We start from the raw sequence: 17,489 nt of genomic DNA, 5'->3' as shown, positions 1-17,489 counted from the left end.
CATCCTGGAGGTATCGGAAGTGAGAATGCTGACATGAGTAACGATAAAGGGAGTGAGAGACTCCCTCGCCGAAAGTCCAAGGGTTCCTGCTTAAAGTTAATCTGAGCAGGGTTAGCCGGCCCCTAAGGCGAGGCCGAAAGGCGTAGTCGATGGGAACCACGTTAATATTCGTGGGCCTGCAGGTAGTGACGGATCGCGTGTGTTGTAAGGTCTTATTGGATTGATCTTGCAGCGAAGCGGTTCCAGGAAATAGCTCCTGCATATAGACCGTACCCTAAACCGACACTGGTGGACTGGTAGAGAATACCAAGGCGCTTGAGAGAACTGCGTTGAAGGAACTCGGCAAAATGCACGCGTAACTTCGGAAGAAGCGTGACCTCCATTTAGGCAACTAGGTGGGGGTGGCACAGACCAGGGGGTAGCGACTGTTTACCAAAAACACAGGGCTCTGCGAAGTCGCAAGACGACGTATAGGGTCTGACGCCTGCCCGGTGCTGGAAGGTTAAGAGGAGATGTGCAAGCATTGAATTGAAGCCCCAGTAAACGGCGGCCGTAACTATAACGGTCCTAAGGTAGCGAAATTCCTTGTCGGGTAAGTTCCGACCTGCACGAATGGCGTAACGACTTCCCCGCTGTCTCCAACGCAGACTCAGTGAAATTGAATTCCCCGTGAAGATGCGGGGTTCCTGCGGTTAGACGGAAAGACCCCGTGCACCTTTACTATAGCTTTACACTGGCATTCGTGTCGGCATGTGTAGGATAGGTGGTAGACTTTGAAGCAGTGGCGCCAGCCATTGTGGAGTCATCCTTGAAATACCACCCTTGCCTATATGGATGTCTAACTGCGGCCCGTTATCCGGGTCCAGGACCGTGTATGGTGGGTAGTTTGACTGGGGCGGTCGCCTCCTAAAGAGTAACGGAGGCGCGCGATGGTAGGCTCAGAACGGTCGGAAATCGTTCGTCGAGTGCAATGGCATAAGCCTGCCTGACTGCAAGACTGACAAGTCGAGCAGAGACGAAAGTCGGTCATAGTGATCCGGTGGTCCCGCGTGGAAGGGCCATCGCTCAACGGATAAAAGGTACGCCGGGGATAACAGGCTGATGACCCCCAAGAGTCCATATCGACGGGGTTGTTTGGCACCTCGATGTCGACTCATCGCATCCTGGGGCTGGAGCAGGTCCCAAGGGTATGGCTGTTCGCCATTTAAAGCGGTACGTGAGTTGGGTTCAGAACGTCGTGAGACAGTTCGGTCCCTATCTGCCGTGGGTGTAGGAATATTGATAGGATCTGTCCCTAGTACGAGAGGACCGGGATGGACGTATCTCTGGTGGACCTGTTGTCGTGCCAACGGCATAGCAGGGTAGCTATATACGGACGGGATAACCGCTGAAGGCATCTAAGCGGGAAACCCACCTAAAAACGAGTATTCCCTATCAGAGCCGTGGAAGACTACCACGTTGATAGGCCGGGTGTGGAAGTGCGGCAACGCATGTAGCTTACCGGTACTAATAGCTCGATCGACTTGATCACTCCCATTTACAATATCCATCAAGCGTAGCTTGATGAAAACTTTGCCCCTCACGCCTTATTCACTTCGTGAATGGCTCCGGGTGGGCGGCGCAAAGGCGCCGGCACACAGTCGTGTGCTTATTGTTTATCAGCGTTTATCGCTGATTTATCTGCACGAAAGACAACCAGCTTCTCAAATTTGTGTTCTTCGCCGACCTGGTGGTTATGGCGGAGCGGCTGCACCCGATCCCATTCCGAACTCGGCCGTGAAACGCTCCAGCGCCAATGGTACTTTGTCTTAAGACACGGGAGAGTAGGTCGCTGCCAGGTCTGCCAAGAACACAAATCAAACTATCTTCTCAAATACATACAAAACACCCATAGCGCGGGGTGGAGCAGCCCGGTAGCTCGTCAGGCTCATAACCTGAAGGCCGCAGGTTCAAATCCTGCCCCCGCAACCAAATTCCCACGAAAATACATAAATCTCTCGATCATATCCGATGTTCGTATCTTTGCGAGCTGGCTCCTTCTTCTCGCAGAAGACCGTTCGACCTAATATCGATGCACGGAAGCGAGTTCTATACGCACGCACCGCAGCGCGCTCATAACCCCAAGGGTGGGCAGCAAAAAGAAACGATCCAGCGTAACAATCCCCCGACAACGCAACCAGGCACCAGCCAAAAACCAAATCAAAACCCGCCGCAACGCGGGCTTTTTTTTGACCAAAGCAGCCTAGGCAGCTGCAAAACCTCCCCGTCCCAACCATAACGACAAACTGATCTGCTTAAGCTATCAAACAGCCTCGTTATCAAAGGAAGACAATCGTGAACCTCGATCGCTCCGCGCTGGCTGATCTCAACATATTCGTGACAATCGTACGCCGCAAAAGCATGAAAATGGCTGCAATCGAGCTCGGCGTAACAACCTCAGCTATCAGTCATCGTATGAAAAATCGAGTGTGTCCGGAAGCCTGGCTCCCAATGCCCACTAAGTGAGGGACTTATTCATATTGATACCCGTCACATGAAATCCCGTTGCATCATAAACATGCCTGGCACGCGCGTTGTCAGCGGACTGTTTCGTGCTGGTGATATGTCAGGTGCAGATCGTTGAGCCTGTCTTGGTGCCCGGATTTATGCGGCTCAGCTCACTCGAATATCGGCCTATACGTTGAAGAAACTTTCAACTGCATCTTTATCGGGAACAAAATGGCTTCAGATTCATTTAGTTCGAGCGTTTGTCTGGGAATCACCGGATGATTTGCTGTGTCCAGGTTTCCGGTCGTCACAAATCGGGAGTCTGGGGCATATCGGTTTTCAACGATTGGAGTTCATTATGGGGATTTTCGATAAGATCAAGAACGCCATTTGGGGCGAGGCACAAGCGGCAACTCCTGAGGCGGAAACGGCTGCACAGCCTGCTCCGACACCGACCGCTTCCTCTACTGCCGCCGCTCCGGCGCCATCTGCATCCGCACCCGCTGCCGCGGGCGCTGTCGACGTAGGCGCCATTCTGGACGCTGCCGTTGCCAAAAGCGGCCAGAAGCTCAACTGGAAGACTTCGATCGTCGATCTGATGAAGGCTCTTGGCCTCGACAGCAGTCTGGAGCACCGCAAGCAACTTGCCAAGGAGCTGGGCTATACCGGCGACACAGGCGATTCCGCGACCATGAATGTCTGGCTGCACAAGCAGGTTATCCAGAAACTCAAGGATAATGGCGGTAAAGTTCCCGCCGGATTGTAATCAGGAGGGTTCCCGATGGGAAGCGCAGGAATTGGCTGGATTGCGGCGATCATCATAGGCGGCCTGGCCGGCTGGATTGCCTCCAATTTCATGAACAGCAATACCGGGATATTCATGAATGTCATTCTCGGTATCATCGGCGCAGCCGTAGCGAGTTTTATTTTCGGATTTCTCGGTGTTTCGTTCGGCGGCTGGCTGGGCTATCTGATCGCGGGCTTTATCGGTGCCTGCATATTGATATGGCTGGGCCGATTGGTAAGTTAGCAAAAAGGCGCCTTACGGCGCCTTTTTCTTTTGGTGCGTTATTTTCTTGCCCTATGCTGGGCGAGAAAAATACGGTCGTCGCGATTGGAACAAATGACTGCGAAGATGACCGCCAGAGCTGCGCCTAGAAACGTATCGAGGATACGTTCGGAAATCATACCATTGTGGGACACTCCGGGCATTGCCAGATAGGTCATCAAAAGCGCCATCGGAGTTACCAGAATCTGCCCCAGCGCATAATTGCTGCCAATAATGACTTCGGTGGCGAATTGCAGCCCGGCCAGGATTGCAATGACGCACCAGAGACTGGGGCCTTGCGCAAGCACCAGCCATGTAATCAAGGCGCCCAGAAGCGTACCTGCCATGCGTTGCAAGGCTCGGTTCATGCTGATGTGCAGATGCGCGCCCTGCATTACGGCGACAGCGCCCATGGCTGCCCAGGCTGGGTGGAGGGCGCCGAGAGCATAAGCGGTCAGCGCGGCAATTGCGGCACCAAGCGAAATCCGACCGGCGGCAATAAGCCGGTGAACTGTCGGACGTGACGGCTCGGACGGAAATGGCTTTTCCGGAGATGCCTGATGACGATACTTCTCGGTCAGGGCACAGATCAGGCAAGCGAGAGCCGAGACGATTGCTGTCGCGGCGGTACGCTCAAACACAACGTGCAGCGACGCGACCGGCGTCATGGAGGCACCGGCTGCGAAGATGAATATGAGCGCGCCGGGTGGTCCGAATTTGCCGGTAACGGTTATGAAAGAGAATATGCCCGCAGAAAGTGCCAGCAGCAAAAGCTGGCCGGGCAAGGGCAGGCCAACCCATGTGGCGAGCGACATGAAAAACACCGCGAGTGTCTGGCAGATCGCGCACAGGAGGACGATCCATTCGCGTTTTGCCTCCGGAGCAAACCGGCCGAACAATGCGACGAGCGAGCCAAGCGAGGCAAAGCCGATCAGATGCGACCACGAAGACAGGCTGACCAACGGAAGCGCGATGGCAACCGTGGCGGCAGCCTGAAGCCCGGCAAGCGATGAGTTTCGGAGCGATGGCTGGCCAGCAAGGGCGATGCTTTCTCGAAACTGCTGAGGCTTCAAAAGGTTATAGGCGGCGTGGCGCCGTCCTGAAAGAGATCGGTCCGCTTTCATTATTCTCGGTCCTGCTCGCGATCGGATTGCATCAGCGTCAGTCGGTGCTCAATGCTGTCAAAGCTGCGAAGCATGATTGCAATGTCATTGTCTGACAGATCGGCGAGCATTTCTTGCTCGCCCTTTGCCAGCTCCTGATGAATTTCGGCGACCCGCTTTTCCCCTTGCACTGTCAGATGAACCAGCCTTGCACGACTATCCCTTTCATCGACGCGGCGTTCCGCCAGGCCTTGCCGACATAGAATGTCGAGGAGGCGTACGAGGCTGGACCCATCTATGCCGACCAGGGCAGCCAGTTCCTTCTGCGTCAGGCCGCCGCCGGTCTGGTGAAGGTGGACAAGGGGAACCCAGGTCGCATCAGTCAGCCCGGCTTGGGCAAGGCGGATGTCGAGCGCACGTCGCCAGCGCCGTGCCAGCAGTGAAAAGCGAATACTGAATTGAGAGCGGGGAGTGTCTGAAATCATGAGGTCATTGAGATGCAATATAGTTTGAATTGCAAGTCAAATTATATTGCGGAATGCGAATGACAGTTGCCGGAACGGGATTAGCCGCTCCGGCTTATGGCCTGTCCCTATTGCGGTATGCGAGCGATGACTTTGATTTCAAAGTCGAAACCGGCGAGCCAGTTGACGCCGATAGCAGTCCAATTGGGGAAAGGTGGGGCGCTGAAAATTCGGTCCTTGACCTGCAGGACGGCCTCGAACTGGTTTTCAGGATCGGTATGAAAAGAGGTTATATCAACAATGTCATCGAAAGTGGCGCCGGCTGCCTTCAGTGTCGCTTCAAGATTATCGAACGCGAGTTGAACCTGCTTTGCGAAGTCGGGTTCGGGCGTGCCGTCGCTGCGGCTTCCAACCTGACCGGAGACAAACAGCAGGTCGCCCGAGCGGATAGCGGCGGAATAACGATGCTTGTCATAAAGGGCACTGCGGTCGGCGGGAAAAATTGTTTCTCTTCTGGTCATTTTCGTTTTCCTTTTTGATGCTGAGGCCTGCGTTATCGGAAGATTTTTGTATCTGCGGCTTCACAAACAACCGGGATATTTGATATACGTCACGTATACTAAATAGTCATATACGATCCGTATGTCAATTAATATACGGCGCGTATATCAAAAAAGGTGTGACGATGGCCATGAACCTGCGCATCAAGGCGATGGAAGAAAACCGGGTGAAGCTGATAGCGGCAGCCCGGAAGGCTTTTGCGGAAAAGGGTTATGCCGCCGCCTCTATGGATGAACTGACTGCGGAAGTCGGCCTGACACGTGGTGCGCTCTACCATAATTTTGGAGACAAGCGCGGGCTGCTGGCGGCTGTGGTCAGCCAGATGGATGGCGAAATGGCCGAACGTGCTCAAGAGATTGCTGCGCGGGCGGATAATCTGTGGGAGGGGCTTTTGGCGGAAGGGGTTGCCTATATCGAGGCGGCACTCGATCCTGATATCCAGCGCATCGTGCTGCTTGATGGACCGGCGTTTCTCGGCGATCCGTCACAATGGCCGAGCCAGAACAGTTGTCTGCAGGCGTCCCGGCAAAAGATTGCTCTTTTGATAGAGCAAGGCGTGCTGAAACCGGTTGACCCGGAAGCCGCCGCACGGTTGCTCAACGGGGCAGCATTGAATGCAGCACTCTGGATTGCCGCCAGTGAAGATCCGAAAGGGGTTCTTTCGAAGGCGATTGATGCCTTTCGAGCGCTTGCAACCGGCCTGCTTGCAAAGCCGGTTTAGATATCAGGTAGTCTGGATCGCAATCCGGTTGCCTTCGCTGTCCCTGATCTCCGCGACAAAGCCGTTTCCAACCGGTGTTTTCGGGAACAGCATTTCGCTGCCCTCTTGCACGGCCTTGGTGATGACGGTGTCCACATTGTCGACGTTGAAATAGATAATCGCGCCATGCACGGTTGGAATATAGACGTCGCCTTCGGCAAGCGCGGCACTCGCGCCATCCTTGCCTTCTTCAAAAGGGAAATAGGCCATTCTGTTTCCGTGTATCGTAACGACGTCACCAAAAGTCACTCCGAACACTGCGGAGTAGAATCGCATAGCCCTTTCAAGATCAGCTACCGGTATTTCCACATGAGCGATCAGGTTCATTCTTGCTCCGTTCTATCTAACCACATGGAATGTAAGCCATAATCAGTTCGGCTGCCACATCGCGGATGGAATTTGAATCCGGTTGACGGAGATGCGTTAATTGTTCAGTTTTTATTGACTTGGTATATTAGTGAAACATAACAAACGGATCCTGACACGGAGACCATATGGCGACTGAAGGACTTGGACAGACACTCGGGCCTGCGGTGGTTCTGCTTGCCGCCGGTGTCGTGGCGGTGCCGTTGTTTCGGAAACTGGGTCTCGGTTCTGTGCTGGGATATTTCGCTGCCGGTGCCCTGGTGGGGCCTTCGGTCTTCGGCTTCTTCACTGACCCCGCAACGATCCTGCATTTTTCCGAACTCGGCGTCGTCATGTTCCTGTTCGTCATCGGACTTGAAATGCGCCCTGGCAAGCTCTGGACGATGCGGCAGCAGATATTCGGTCTCGGTCTTGCACAGGTTCTTGGCTGTATCGCCCTTCTGACAGGGGCGGGGGTTCTTCTGGGCCTTTCTCCGATAACGGCCTTGATCGCGGGGGCTGGCTTCGTGCTGTCTTCCACAGCGGTCATCATGTCGATGCTGCAGGAGCGAGGCGAAATAGCCACGCCCGACGGCCAGAAGGCCGTTTCCATTCTCCTGCTCGAAGATTTGATGATCGTTCCGCTGCTGGCGCTCGTTGCTTTCCTTTCGCCTTCCCAGCATGAGTCCGGCGGAATCCTGGGCATTGCGACGGCCATTGGCGCCATTTTGCTGCTGATTGCTGTCGGTCGCTGGCTGCTTGATCCGTTCTTCTCCTTGCTGGCGCGTGCGAGGGCGCGCGAGGTTTTGACGGCTGGCGCACTGATCGTTGTGCTCGGGGCCGCCCTGCTGATGGAAGCGAGCGGCCTTTCCATGGCGATGGGCGCTTTCCTGGCCGGGGTCATGCTGTCCGGTTCCAGTTACCGGCACCAGATCGAAAGTGACATCGAGCCGTTCAAGGGGCTCCTGATGGGGCTGTTCTTTCTGGCTGTCGGCATGTCGCTTGATCTCGGCGTGGTTGCTTCGGACTGGCCCACGGTCCTCATCTTCCTCATTGCCTATGTGATTACCAAGGCAATCGGCATCTATGCCGTCGCCCGAATTTTCGGCTCCAGCCATCGTTCGGCGCTCGAACGGACGTTGCTCTTTGCGCAGGGCGGAGAATTCGCCTTCGTGCTTTACACGTCGGCATTCGGTAACGGGTTGCTTTCAGCACGCGACAATGCGCTGTTTTCGACTGTCATCATTCTATCGATGGCCGTGACACCGTTCGTGCTGCTTCTGGGTTCCCGACTTTTGCGCGAGGAAGCGCCTTCTCTCGAAGGCGTTGAAACCGCTCATAATCTCAAAGGTCGGGTGTTGATGATCGGTTTCGGGCGTTTTGGACAAATCGCGGCGCAATTGCTTCTTGCCCAGAGATCGGATGTTTCGATTATCGAAGCCGATCCCAACCGTATCCGTGAAGCCGGGCGGTTCGGTTTCAAGATATTTTATGGCGATGGATCACGTCTCGATATCCTGCATCATTCAGGTGCAGACGAAGCGGAAGTCATCATGATCTGCGTGGATGACCGAAAGACGGCCAATCGCATCGTGGAACTGGTCAAGTCTCATTTCCCGGCAGCAAAGATCATGGTGCGCTCCTACGATCGCACGCATTCCATCGAGTTGTTGAAAGCAGGTGTGGATTTTGAACTGCGCGAAACGTTCGAATCTGCACTGCTTTTCGGAAAGGAAGCGCTTTGCGAGCTTGGTCTGGATGAGAGTCTCGCAGAGGATACGCTACGCGATATTCGCATGCGCGATGCTGAACGGCTGACGGCACAGGTGCAGGGCGATATTTATTCGGGGGCCGATCGGCTGCTCACCGGCGTTCCTGTTCCTGAACCGCTGACGCCGCCCGGCAAGGTTACGAAGCTTGCCGGGGACGAAGGTTCAAACTGAACAATATGGATGGGGCGGGGAGCTAGTCCCGCAGCGCCATCTGAAGCTCGGCATGACGTCCCAGCCTCTGCATCAATTCGGTAAACTGGGGGGTGCGTTCAATCTGGCGTCCGTAATGTCTGCGCAATGCGGCGGTCAGTTCGCCTCTGCGTCCAAGCTGCTCGTCGGCAAAGCCGATCATCTGGGAGTTCGGCCATGCCTGCGGGCGAATGGCGACAAGGCGGGTGAAAAGGCTTTCTGCCGTCTCGTCCGGATTGGCCTGTGCCATAAGCGAAACCATTGCCGCCGTCGAGCGCGACACGCCCATATGGCAATGGACCAGCAGATGGCTCGGCGCTTGCGGGCTCTGTGCCGCCTGGAATTCCGAGCCGAACTGCAGGATCGCATTCACATGGTCGGGCGTTGGCATTGTGTGGTTGTCGGCTACGTTGATGATGTCGTGAAAACGCAGCGTTACACGATGGTGCTGCTCGAAAGTCTGAAACGCATCCAGTTCCGGAAGGTCCGGATCAACCAGCGAAAGAACATGGGTGACTTTGCGCGTCCGCTGATCGGGCAGTTCCTGAATTCCACACACAGTCAGTTGCGGGGCGAAATGCACAGTCATGCCAGTCTCCTTGAATTTCAGTTATGCTGTTCAGTTTGCATTGACGAATGGTGATACATCGGCGGGACGACATTTTCATGGCTGCTATCAGTCCCTTGGAAGCTGTCGTCTGGCCCATTCTCTTTCCGGAATTGCCCTGCCGATATTGTAGCTGAAAGAGCCAATCACCATTGTTTCCGCATCGACCTTGCATGTGAAGTCGATAGCATACCACTTGCGCTGGCTGCGAAAGGCGCCGTCGCTGACGGTCAGGCCGGTTGTCGAAACGGAGCCGCCTTCACGCGCAAGCATATCCGGAAAAGCACCGGCTTTATGGCGGCGCACCTGTTCAAGCGCTTCGATGCCGCAAATCTGGATGATCCGGTCCTTCGGCGCGAGCTTTCCCAGCGCCTGTTTCACACGAGGATCGGACATGGCGTCCTTCGAATAGATTTCACGCGCTCGCGTCAGTTTCTTGGCAGGCGTCGCCGGTTTGGGAGCATCGGCTTTTTGCTTCGGTGCTGTTTGAGTTTTTTCCGCGGCGGCCTGACCGGATTCAGATGGTTTCTCCGCTTGAAGAAGCTGTTCGGAAGGCTGGCCCTCCGTCACAGAAGGTTTTTCTTCCGCCTTGTCAGCATCCGTTGTGGCTGCAGTCTCGGAGGGTTCGTCCGGCTTCTGTATTTCTTCAGGCGCTACGGGCGGCAGGTCCTGCTCCGGCGGTGACTTCACGTCTTGCTTCGCCGAGGCAGATTCGAATGCCTGTGGCTGCGGTGGAGGGGCGGCCTGTTCCGGCGTCTTTGGTGTTTGCTGCTGAGGCTTCTTTTCAGGGGGCGGTGGTTGAACCAGCTCCACATTGACGCTTTGTTCCGAAGCCGGCGAAGGGAGTGCCGGAAGGCGAACCAGAAACAGAGTTGCCAGCACCAGATGCAGGACCACTGAGGCTGGCAAGCCCCAACCGGCCTCTTGCAAAACTCTTCTGGTGAACTGCAACATGGATCCAACGATCAGGGACTCGAAAGCTTTAATCTAGAGCGCATCCTGAAAAGTGTGAAACGGTTTTCGGGTAAGATGCGCGTCAAAATAAACAGTCAGAGACCGACATTCGGCCGGTCGATCACCTCACGCAGCGCAAAACTGGAATTGATCTTCACGACATGCGGAAGAGCCGAGAGCCAGTCGCGATGGATGCGCTCGTAATCCTCAAGATCACGCGCCGCAACGCGCAGAATATAATCATATTCCCCCGACATCAGATAACAGACAAGTACGTTGGGACAACGCTTCACTGCAGCCTCGAATTCGGCCAGCGTCTTGGCGAACTGTCCGGAGAGTGAGATATGGACAATTGCAATCATCCGGTATTCGAGCGCCTTCTGGGACAGGCGGGCATGATAACCGGCGATTACATCGCTTTTTTCCAGAATGTCGAGGCGACGCGAACAGGCTGAAGGCGACAATCCAACCTTCTCCGCAAGTTCTGCATTGGTGATGCGCGCATTGGCCTGCAATGTCCTGAGAATTGCAAGATCGATAGGATCAAGATTGCTCATTCGAAGAACCTTCGAAAAAGAGGGTCATCTGCACAATAATTCACTAAAAAACCTGCGCAGGCAAATCTTCTTTGCAAGGACATTGCAAGCCGCAGATGTTCTCATTTTCGGATCGACAACGACCCACGGCAAGTGGGCAAAAAATGAGAGGAACGCTTATGCGTGTCGGCTGCCCGAAGGAAATCAAGAACCATGAATATCGTGTCGGACTGACCCCCGCCGCGGTTCGTGAATATGTGGCCCATGGCCACGAAGTCTGGATTGAAACAAAGGCAGGTGCCGGTATCGGTGCCGATGATGCCAGCTACATCGCCGCTGGTGCGAAAATTGCCGCTTCTGCAAAAGACATTTTTGAGAAGTGCGACATGATCGTGAAGGTCAAGGAGCCACAGCCCTCCGAATGGGCGCAGCTTCGCGAAGGCCAGCTTCTCTACACCTATCTCCATCTCGCCCCCGACCCGGAACAGACCAAGGGCCTGCTCGCCTCCGGCGTGACGGCAATTGCCTATGAAACCGTAACGGATGATCGCGGTGGATTGCCGCTGCTCGCCCCGATGTCGGAAGTGGCGGGCCGTCTGTCGATACAGGCCGGTGCGACGGCGCTCCAGAAAGCCAATGGCGGCCTCGGTATTCTGCTGGGTGGCGTGCCCGGCGTGCTACCGGCAAAAGTCACGATCATCGGCGGTGGCGTCGTCGGGTTTCATGCGGCCAGAATGGCAGTGGGACTTGGCGCCGACGTGTCCATTCTGGATCGCTCGCTGCCGCGTCTGCGCCAGCTCGACGATATATTTAGCGGTCGCGTTCATACCCGCTATTCCAGCATTCAGGCGCTTGAAGATGAAGTCTTCTCTGCCGATCTCGTCATCGGCGCCGTGCTGATCCCCGGTGCCGCAGCGCCGAAACTCGTCACCCACGAAATGCTCTCGGGCATGAAGAAGGGGGCAGTTATCGTCGATGTGGCTATCGATCAGGGTGGCTGTTTCGAGACATCCCATGCAACGACACATTCCGATCCCACTTACGAAGTGGACGGAATCGTCCATTACTGCGTGGCCAATATGCCGGGTGCTGTTCCGGTGACCTCGGCGCACGCCCTCAACAATGCCACCCTTCATTACGGTCTGGCGCTTGCCGATCGTGGCCTGAGGGCAATTGCCGAGGACAAGCACCTGCGCAATGGCTTGAACGTTCACAAGGGGCGCATCACCAACAAACCTGTTGCTGAGGCGCTCGGTTATGAAGCTTTCGCGCCCGAAAGCGTTCTGAACGTGGCGTGAGGCTTTATAGGAACAGCGATGAAAAGGGACTGCGATGGCGCTTTGTGCCATCGCAGTAACAAGTAGTCCACTAATATTCCGGTGCGTCGGTCTTGCGTGGAACGGGAAAAAGCTGGATTAGGCTTTGATCTATATCCTGGCAGGAAAATCCCGTGCAGTTTAAATTTTCGCGATCGGCATTGTGTTTCACGCTGATGCTTCTGGCGCTACTTGCTCTGCTCGCGACAATGGGGGCAGGATTGGGCTGGATCAGAAGCTTCATCGGGGATGTGATCGCCGTCATCTTTGTCTATGCGGTGCTCAGAACCTTTATTGACGGAAACCGCCTGCTGCTGGCCTTGATCGCGTTTCTGACCGGGGTGGCGGTGGAATACGGTCAGTATCTTGCAAAGCAGTTCGATATCGTGATCGGAAACCCGGCCCTGCGTATTATTCTCGGAGCGACGCCGGATTGGCTGGACGTTCTGGCCTATGCGATCGGTGCCGGAATTGTCGTCGTGTATCTGCTGGCACGACGTCAGGTTAAAGCGTCAAACTAATTTATAGAAATTGTTGCACGACCTTGTTTTGAACAAGATGTGCACCTATATGGCTGTCATAGGCATTGCTTAAGAGCGCTGGAACGCGTCTGTCGCTCGCAATAGCCTTCATCGCTTGATGCTTTTGACCACGGATGTACTGGCACTGGTAGGAAAGCGATGATCAGGAAGGTCGGTGCGTTTTCGCCCCGGCCTTTTTTGTTGTCTGCAGTTTCGCGAGAATGAAGCAAAACGGCCTGCTGAAATCCTCAAGCAGGCCGTTTGGCTAGAAATTAAGCAGCCAGTGCTTCGTCTTCCGAGGTTGGGACTTCAGAAATCGTCTTCAGAACCTGCGAAGCGATCTGGTATGGGCAGCCCTGCGAGTTCGGGCGGCGATCTTCCAGATAACCGCGATATCCATCTCTGACGAATGCGTGTGGAACGCGGATCGAAGCGCCACGGTCGGCAACGCCATAGGAGAACTTGTTCCATGGTGCGGTTTCATGCTTGCCGGTCAGGCGCATGTGGTTGTCCGGGCCGTAAACGTCGATATGGTCCTGCAGGTTCTTGTCGAACTGAGCCATGAGCGCTTCGAAATAGTCCTTGCCGCCCACTTCACGCATATACTTGGTCGAGAAGTTGCAGTGCATGCCCGAGCCGTTCCAATCGGTATCGCCGAGCGGCTTGCAATGGAATTCGATATCGATTTCGTACTGTTCGCAGAGGCGAAGCAGGAGATAACGGGCCATCCAGATCTGGTCGGCGGCGTTCTTGGAGCCCTTGCCGAAAATCTGGAATTCCCACTGGCCCTTGGCCACTTCAGCATTGATGCCTTCGTGATTGATACCGGCATCGAGGCAGAGATCGAGATGTTCCTCAACGATCTTGCGGGCGATGGAGCCGACATTCTTGTAGCCGACGCCGGTGTAATATGGACCCTGCGGGGCAGGGAAGCCCTGTTCCGGGAAGCCGAGCGGACGGCCATCCTTGTAGAAGAAGTATTCCTGCTCGAAACCGAACCATGCATCATCGTCTTCAAGGACGGTTGCGCGGCTGTTGGATGGATGCGGCGTGATGCCATCCGGCATCATGACTTCACACATCACGAGAACGCCGTTCTTGCGTGCGGGATCAGGATAGATCGCGACCGGCTTCAAGACGCAATCGGAGCTGCGGCCTTCGGCCTGCATCGTCGACGAGCCGTCGAAACCCCAGAGCGGCAGTTGCTCAAGTGTCGGAAAAGCGTCGAATTCCTTGATCTGCGTCTTGCCGCGCAGTCCGGCAGCAGGGGTGCATCCATCGAGCCAAATGTATTCGAGCTTGTACTTGGTCATCGCTAGTCTCTCTGTCATCCTCGGTTGATCGATCACCACAAGTCATGCGGTGTCGCGCGGCTCGGTGTTCGATTTAATAGAAGCAAGGACCGTGCCAGTTTCAAATTTGACGCATTTCCACGGTGACACAGGCGCAAGCGATAAAGCGGGCAAAATTTACACAACGGAAAGCGGAGAATGTCTGCTCAAAAAACAGGCAACAGATTAGAATTTCATCACGCCTGAAATACCGGGTGCGTCATCCCTGTCTTGACACCTGTCATTCAAGCCCAGAACCCCCTGAAATTCAAAGGCATAAAGCAAAATCGAACAGGCGGACAGAATAAGTCGTTGGACGCTCCGGCCACCATTCTTCACCTTACCTTCAAACAAAAGGGGAGTGACTGATGGCACGTTCGATCAACAGAAAATCGGCTTTTCTGGCAAGTTTAGCGTTGAGTGTTTCGGCAATGACTGTTTTCGCAGCCAATGCTGCTGAAATCACGGTGATGGGTTATCGCGGTGCATTCCAGGATAATTACGTCAAGGCCGTCATCGAACCATTCCAGAAGGAACATCCCGACATCAAGGTCACCTATTACGGTGTGCAGAATGCAGCGACATCGCTCGGCAACATGCGCGCCCAGAAGTCCTCTCCCCAGACGGATGCGGTCATCTATGACCTTTCGGTCGCCAAGATCGCCGATGAGGAAGGGCTGGTCGAGAAGCTCGATCCGGCATCGCTCAAAAATTATGCGGATGTCGCCGACCTCGGCAAGGAACTCGCAGGCGCTGCAATTCCGATCACATATGACACGCTTTCGCTTCTTTATAACAACGATGCATTTGCGCAAGGTGCACCGGATAGCTGGGAAGCGCTCTGGGACAAGCAGCAAAGCGGCAAGGTTATCATTCCGGCACAGGGCGGCGGCGATATTCAAGCCATCCTGCTTACGATCATCGCGAACCGTCTCGCTGGTGAAGACGACTATACGAAGACTGTGAAGCCGGGCGTCGACAAGCTGGTGGAGCTGGCGCCTGCCGTGCAGACGTGGGAACCGAAGCCCGATGCCTATACGCTGGTTGCAAACGGCACCGCAACCTTGTCCATCGGCTATAATGCCCGCGCCCAGTTCTACTTTGACCAGACCGGCGGAAAGCTTCAGTCGGTAGGCCCGAAGGAAGGCACGGCTGCGCAAGTGAATGTCATCAGTGCGATTGCCAACGGCAAGAACATGGATGCAACCAAGACATTCATCGACTATGCGATAAGCCCCGAGACGCAGGCCCGGTTCGCCGAGATCATGTTCTATGCGCCATCGAACATGAAAGCGGACGTGAACGACGAAACGAAGAAGCGCATTCCGTACATGGATGCGGCTCAACGCGAAAAGCTCATTCCGGTCAACTGGATGACCATTGGCGATATGCGCGACAAGCTGCTCAATCCCTGGCGTCGCCAGATCATTCCGGCTGGTCGTTAAAACTCTACCTCACCCTGAAATTCACGCTTCCGCCCCGTTTCTCCGGGGCGGCAACGACCCCTCACAGGTTTCGATATGGTAGCAGAAAGCTCATTTCTACAGTTGAAGGCCCTCACCAAGCTTTACGGTAACAACTACCGGGCAGTGGACGATCTTCATCTCGATCTGCCGCGCGGAAAACTGCTTGGCCTCCTCGGTCCATCCGGTTGCGGCAAGACGACGACTTTGCGCATGATTGCAGGTCTCGCCTCGATCTCGGACGGCAACATCCTGATTGATGGCAACGATATTTCGCACAGGCCGCCCCATCAGCGCGATATCGGTCTGGTTTTCCAGAACTACGCCCTGTTCCCACACATGACCGTGGCCGAAAATGTCGCTTTCGGTCTCGATATGCGTAAGGTCGGCAAGGCCGAAGCAAAGAAGCGCGTTGAGGAAGCACTCGAAATGGTGCGGCTTCCCGGCTACGGTTCGCGCAAGCCCAAGGAGATGTCCGGTGGTCAGCAGCAGCGCGTGGCGCTGGCGCGTGCGCTGGTCATCCGTCCGCGCATTCTTCTGCTGGATGAGCCCCTGTCCAATCTGGATGCGAAGTTGCGCGACGACATGCGGATCGAAATCCGCGAGATTCAGAAGCGCCTCGACATCACGACGGTTTTCGTCACGCATGATCAGGTCGAAGCACTGACAATGTGCGACGTCGTCGGCGTGATGGATAGCGGCAAGCTGGCACAGCTCGGCTCGCCGGAAGAAATCTATGAGAAGCCATCCTCCCTGTTTGTGGCCAAATTTGTCGGACGCGCCAATGTCCACAATTGCGAGATCGTTGACGAAAATGTCTGCCGTCTGGGCAGCGGCACCTATCGCTGCAACACGCATGGAAAGTCACGCGGGTCAGGGCAGATCGCCATTCGTCCGCATCGCATCAATCTCACACCCAACCGCGATCGCAATCTTGTCAGTGTCGTAACCAACAGCGCCCACGGCGTGGTCGAGCGCACGACCTATATCGGTGACATCGTTCAATATGACATCGAGATTGAGGGCGCCTGCCTGAAAGTAGAAGTGCCAACCGCCAGTGCAGGACATGCATTCCATACCGGCGACCGGCTGCTGTGCGAATGGAAGCCGGAAGACATGCTGGTTTTCGGGAGCTGATGTCATGACAGCGATCACATCGACCGACATCATCCCGGCAAAGTCATCAAGGCGCAGACGCTACAGCCTCGTCGCCGTTGCGCTTCTTCTGCCGATGGCCTTGATCAATCTCATTGCCTTCATTGCGCCGGTTGCCCACCTGGCGCAGATATCCTTCCTGCAGAGCGAGAGCGGCGGTGTCCTGACAGACCGCTATACGTTCGAGAATTATATCAATTTCTTCACCGACAGTTTCAATTGGGGTCTGGTGTTCAACTCGCTCTGGCTGAGCGCGTTCATCACGCTGGCAACGCTTATCTGTGCCTATCCGATTGCGCTTTTCCTGCACCGTGTTTCGCCGGTCTGGCGCAACTTCCTTTTCGTGGTGACGGTCTCGCCGCTGCTCGTCAGCAGCGTGGTGCGCACCTATGGCTGGATGGTGCTTCTCGGCGATCAGGGACTTGTCAATGGAGCCTTGATGAACCTCGGCATCATTTCCTCCCCCATCAGGCTCGTCAACAATACGCTCGGCGTATTCATCGGGATGGTGGAAATCCTGATCCCCTATATGGCGCTGTCGTTGATTGCCGGTTTCGGGCGCCTGAATGCCTCGCTTGAGGAGGCTGCGGCATCCCTCGGCGCCAATGCCTTCACGCGGTTTCGCCGGATCATCCTGCCACTCACCTTGCCGGGCATCGCACTTGGCTGCCTGCTTTGCTTCGTGCTGGCAATCAGCTCCTTCATCACACCGAAATTGCTTGGTGGCGGGCGCGTGTTCCTGCTGGCGACGGAAATCTACGACCAGGCTGTGATCCAGCTTGAATGGCCGCGAGCCGCCGCAACCTCCGTCATTGTCCTGATCATTTTCGGTCTCGCTTTGATGGTCTATTCCCGCATCGCACGTCGCATCGACTGA

Annotated in this window: 18 protein-coding genes, 1 tRNA gene and 2 rRNA genes (1 of these 21 only partly in view); 13 read left to right on the top strand and 8 right to left on the bottom strand. The window is 55.3% G+C overall.

All coding sequences use genetic code 11. The features are described from left to right. The 6 genes from OANT_RS21510 to OANT_RS21490 form a co-directional block, all read left to right on the top strand. A 23S ribosomal RNA gene (locus OANT_RS21510) occupies positions 1-1,531 on the top strand (it extends 1,376 nt beyond the left edge of the window). Positions 1,532-1,725: 194 nt separating this feature from the next. Next, positions 1,726-1,840: ribosomal RNA gene (gene rrf / locus OANT_RS21505) — 5S ribosomal RNA — on the top strand. Positions 1,841-1,894: 54 nt separating this feature from the next. Continuing rightward, a tRNA-Met gene (locus OANT_RS21500) sits at positions 1,895-1,971 on the top strand. 429 nt (positions 1,972-2,400) lie between these two features. Next, a complete protein-coding gene (locus OANT_RS27445; protein ID WP_343212535.1) occupies positions 2,401-2,505 on the top strand; it encodes a hypothetical protein in 105 nt (34 codons plus the stop codon). A gap of 340 nt (positions 2,506-2,845) precedes the next feature. Continuing rightward, positions 2,846-3,253, top strand: a complete 408-nt coding sequence (locus OANT_RS21495; protein ID WP_010659354.1) for a DUF3597 domain-containing protein — start codon at positions 2,846-2,848, stop codon at positions 3,251-3,253. A gap of 15 nt (positions 3,254-3,268) precedes the next feature. Beyond that, positions 3,269-3,517: a GlsB/YeaQ/YmgE family stress response membrane protein gene (locus OANT_RS21490; RefSeq protein WP_010659353.1), complete on the top strand. Its 249-nt coding sequence runs from the start codon at positions 3,269-3,271 to the stop codon at positions 3,515-3,517. A gap of 38 nt (positions 3,518-3,555) precedes the next feature. Here OANT_RS21490 and OANT_RS21485 read toward each other — a convergent pair whose 3' ends face one another. The 3 genes from OANT_RS21485 to OANT_RS21475 form a co-directional block, all read right to left on the bottom strand. Beyond that, positions 3,556-4,659, bottom strand: coding sequence for an FUSC family protein (locus OANT_RS21485; protein WP_012093483.1), 1,104 nt, complete (start codon positions 4,657-4,659; stop codon positions 3,556-3,558). Then, positions 4,659-5,141 carry a MarR family winged helix-turn-helix transcriptional regulator gene (locus OANT_RS21480; protein WP_235823035.1) on the bottom strand — a complete coding sequence of 161 codons (483 nt, stop codon included), beginning with the start codon at positions 5,139-5,141 and terminating at the stop codon, positions 4,659-4,661. The genes OANT_RS21485 and OANT_RS21480 overlap by 1 nt, the downstream gene beginning before the upstream one ends. Positions 5,142-5,230: 89 nt before the next feature. Further along, positions 5,231-5,623, bottom strand: coding sequence for a RidA family protein (locus OANT_RS21475; RefSeq protein WP_012093481.1), 393 nt, complete (start codon positions 5,621-5,623; stop codon positions 5,231-5,233). A gap of 164 nt (positions 5,624-5,787) precedes the next feature. On the opposite strand from OANT_RS21475, the gene OANT_RS21470 reads away from it, so the two are divergent. After that, positions 5,788-6,384, top strand: a complete 597-nt coding sequence (locus OANT_RS21470) for a TetR/AcrR family transcriptional regulator (RefSeq protein WP_012093480.1) — start codon at positions 5,788-5,790, stop codon at positions 6,382-6,384. Positions 6,385-6,387: 3 nt separating this feature from the next. On the opposite strand, the gene OANT_RS21465 is transcribed toward OANT_RS21470, so the two are convergent. Then, on the bottom strand, positions 6,388-6,750 hold the full coding sequence (locus tag OANT_RS21465) for a VOC family protein (RefSeq protein ID WP_012093479.1): 363 nt from the start codon (positions 6,748-6,750) through the stop codon (positions 6,388-6,390). Between the two features lie 167 nt (positions 6,751-6,917). Here OANT_RS21465 and OANT_RS21460 point away from each other — a divergent pair, with 167 nt between their 5' ends. Continuing rightward, positions 6,918-8,711: a monovalent cation:proton antiporter-2 (CPA2) family protein gene (locus OANT_RS21460; protein WP_010659347.1), complete on the top strand. Its 1,794-nt coding sequence runs from the start codon at positions 6,918-6,920 to the stop codon at positions 8,709-8,711. Between the two features lie 22 nt (positions 8,712-8,733). Here the strand turns inward: OANT_RS21460 and OANT_RS21455 are convergent, their stop codons facing one another. From OANT_RS21455 to OANT_RS21445, 3 genes are all read right to left on the bottom strand, one after another. After that, the gene (locus OANT_RS21455; protein WP_012093478.1) at positions 8,734-9,318 is read right to left on the bottom strand and encodes a tyrosine phosphatase family protein; all 585 of its coding nucleotides are present in this window, start codon (positions 9,316-9,318) and stop codon (positions 8,734-8,736) included. Between the two features lie 87 nt (positions 9,319-9,405). Then, a complete protein-coding gene (locus OANT_RS21450) occupies positions 9,406-10,245 on the bottom strand; it encodes a DUF930 domain-containing protein (protein WP_235823036.1) in 840 nt (279 codons plus the stop codon). Positions 10,246-10,385: 140 nt separating this feature from the next. Next, positions 10,386-10,847, bottom strand: coding sequence for an Lrp/AsnC family transcriptional regulator (locus tag OANT_RS21445; RefSeq protein WP_010659344.1), 462 nt, complete (start codon positions 10,845-10,847; stop codon positions 10,386-10,388). Positions 10,848-11,005: 158 nt separating this feature from the next. Between OANT_RS21445 and ald the strand changes: the two genes are divergently transcribed. After that, complete coding sequence (gene ald, locus OANT_RS21440) at positions 11,006-12,124, top strand: alanine dehydrogenase (protein WP_012093476.1); 1,119 nt, start codon at positions 11,006-11,008, stop codon at positions 12,122-12,124. 152 nt (positions 12,125-12,276) lie between these two features. Continuing rightward, the gene (locus tag OANT_RS21435; protein ID WP_012093475.1) at positions 12,277-12,663 is read left to right on the top strand and encodes a ribosomal maturation YjgA family protein; all 387 of its coding nucleotides are present in this window, start codon (positions 12,277-12,279) and stop codon (positions 12,661-12,663) included. A gap of 272 nt (positions 12,664-12,935) precedes the next feature. Here the strand turns inward: OANT_RS21435 and OANT_RS21430 are convergent, their stop codons facing one another. Then, positions 12,936-13,976, bottom strand: coding sequence for a glutamine synthetase beta-grasp domain-containing protein (locus tag OANT_RS21430; protein ID WP_010659341.1), 1,041 nt, complete (start codon positions 13,974-13,976; stop codon positions 12,936-12,938). A gap of 386 nt (positions 13,977-14,362) precedes the next feature. On the opposite strand from OANT_RS21430, the gene OANT_RS21425 reads away from it, so the two are divergent. The 3 genes from OANT_RS21425 (at position 14,363) to OANT_RS21415 (ending at position 17,489) form a co-directional block, all read left to right on the top strand. Then, a complete protein-coding gene (locus OANT_RS21425) occupies positions 14,363-15,439 on the top strand; it encodes an extracellular solute-binding protein (RefSeq protein ID WP_012093473.1) in 1,077 nt (358 codons plus the stop codon). 75 nt (positions 15,440-15,514) lie between these two features. Further along, positions 15,515-16,594 carry an ABC transporter ATP-binding protein gene (locus OANT_RS21420; RefSeq protein WP_012093472.1) on the top strand — a complete coding sequence of 360 codons (1,080 nt, stop codon included), beginning with the start codon at positions 15,515-15,517 and terminating at the stop codon, positions 16,592-16,594. Between the two features lie 4 nt (positions 16,595-16,598). Next, the gene (locus OANT_RS21415) at positions 16,599-17,489 is read left to right on the top strand and encodes an ABC transporter permease (protein WP_010659338.1); all 891 of its coding nucleotides are present in this window, start codon (positions 16,599-16,601) and stop codon (positions 17,487-17,489) included.

Origin of the sequence: Brucella anthropi ATCC 49188 (assembly GCF_000017405.1) — a bacterium.
GTDB lineage: Bacteria > Pseudomonadota > Alphaproteobacteria > Rhizobiales > Rhizobiaceae > Brucella > Brucella anthropi.
The sequence above is the reverse complement of the archived record's forward strand: the minus strand, read 5'-3'. Positions and strand labels throughout refer to the sequence as shown.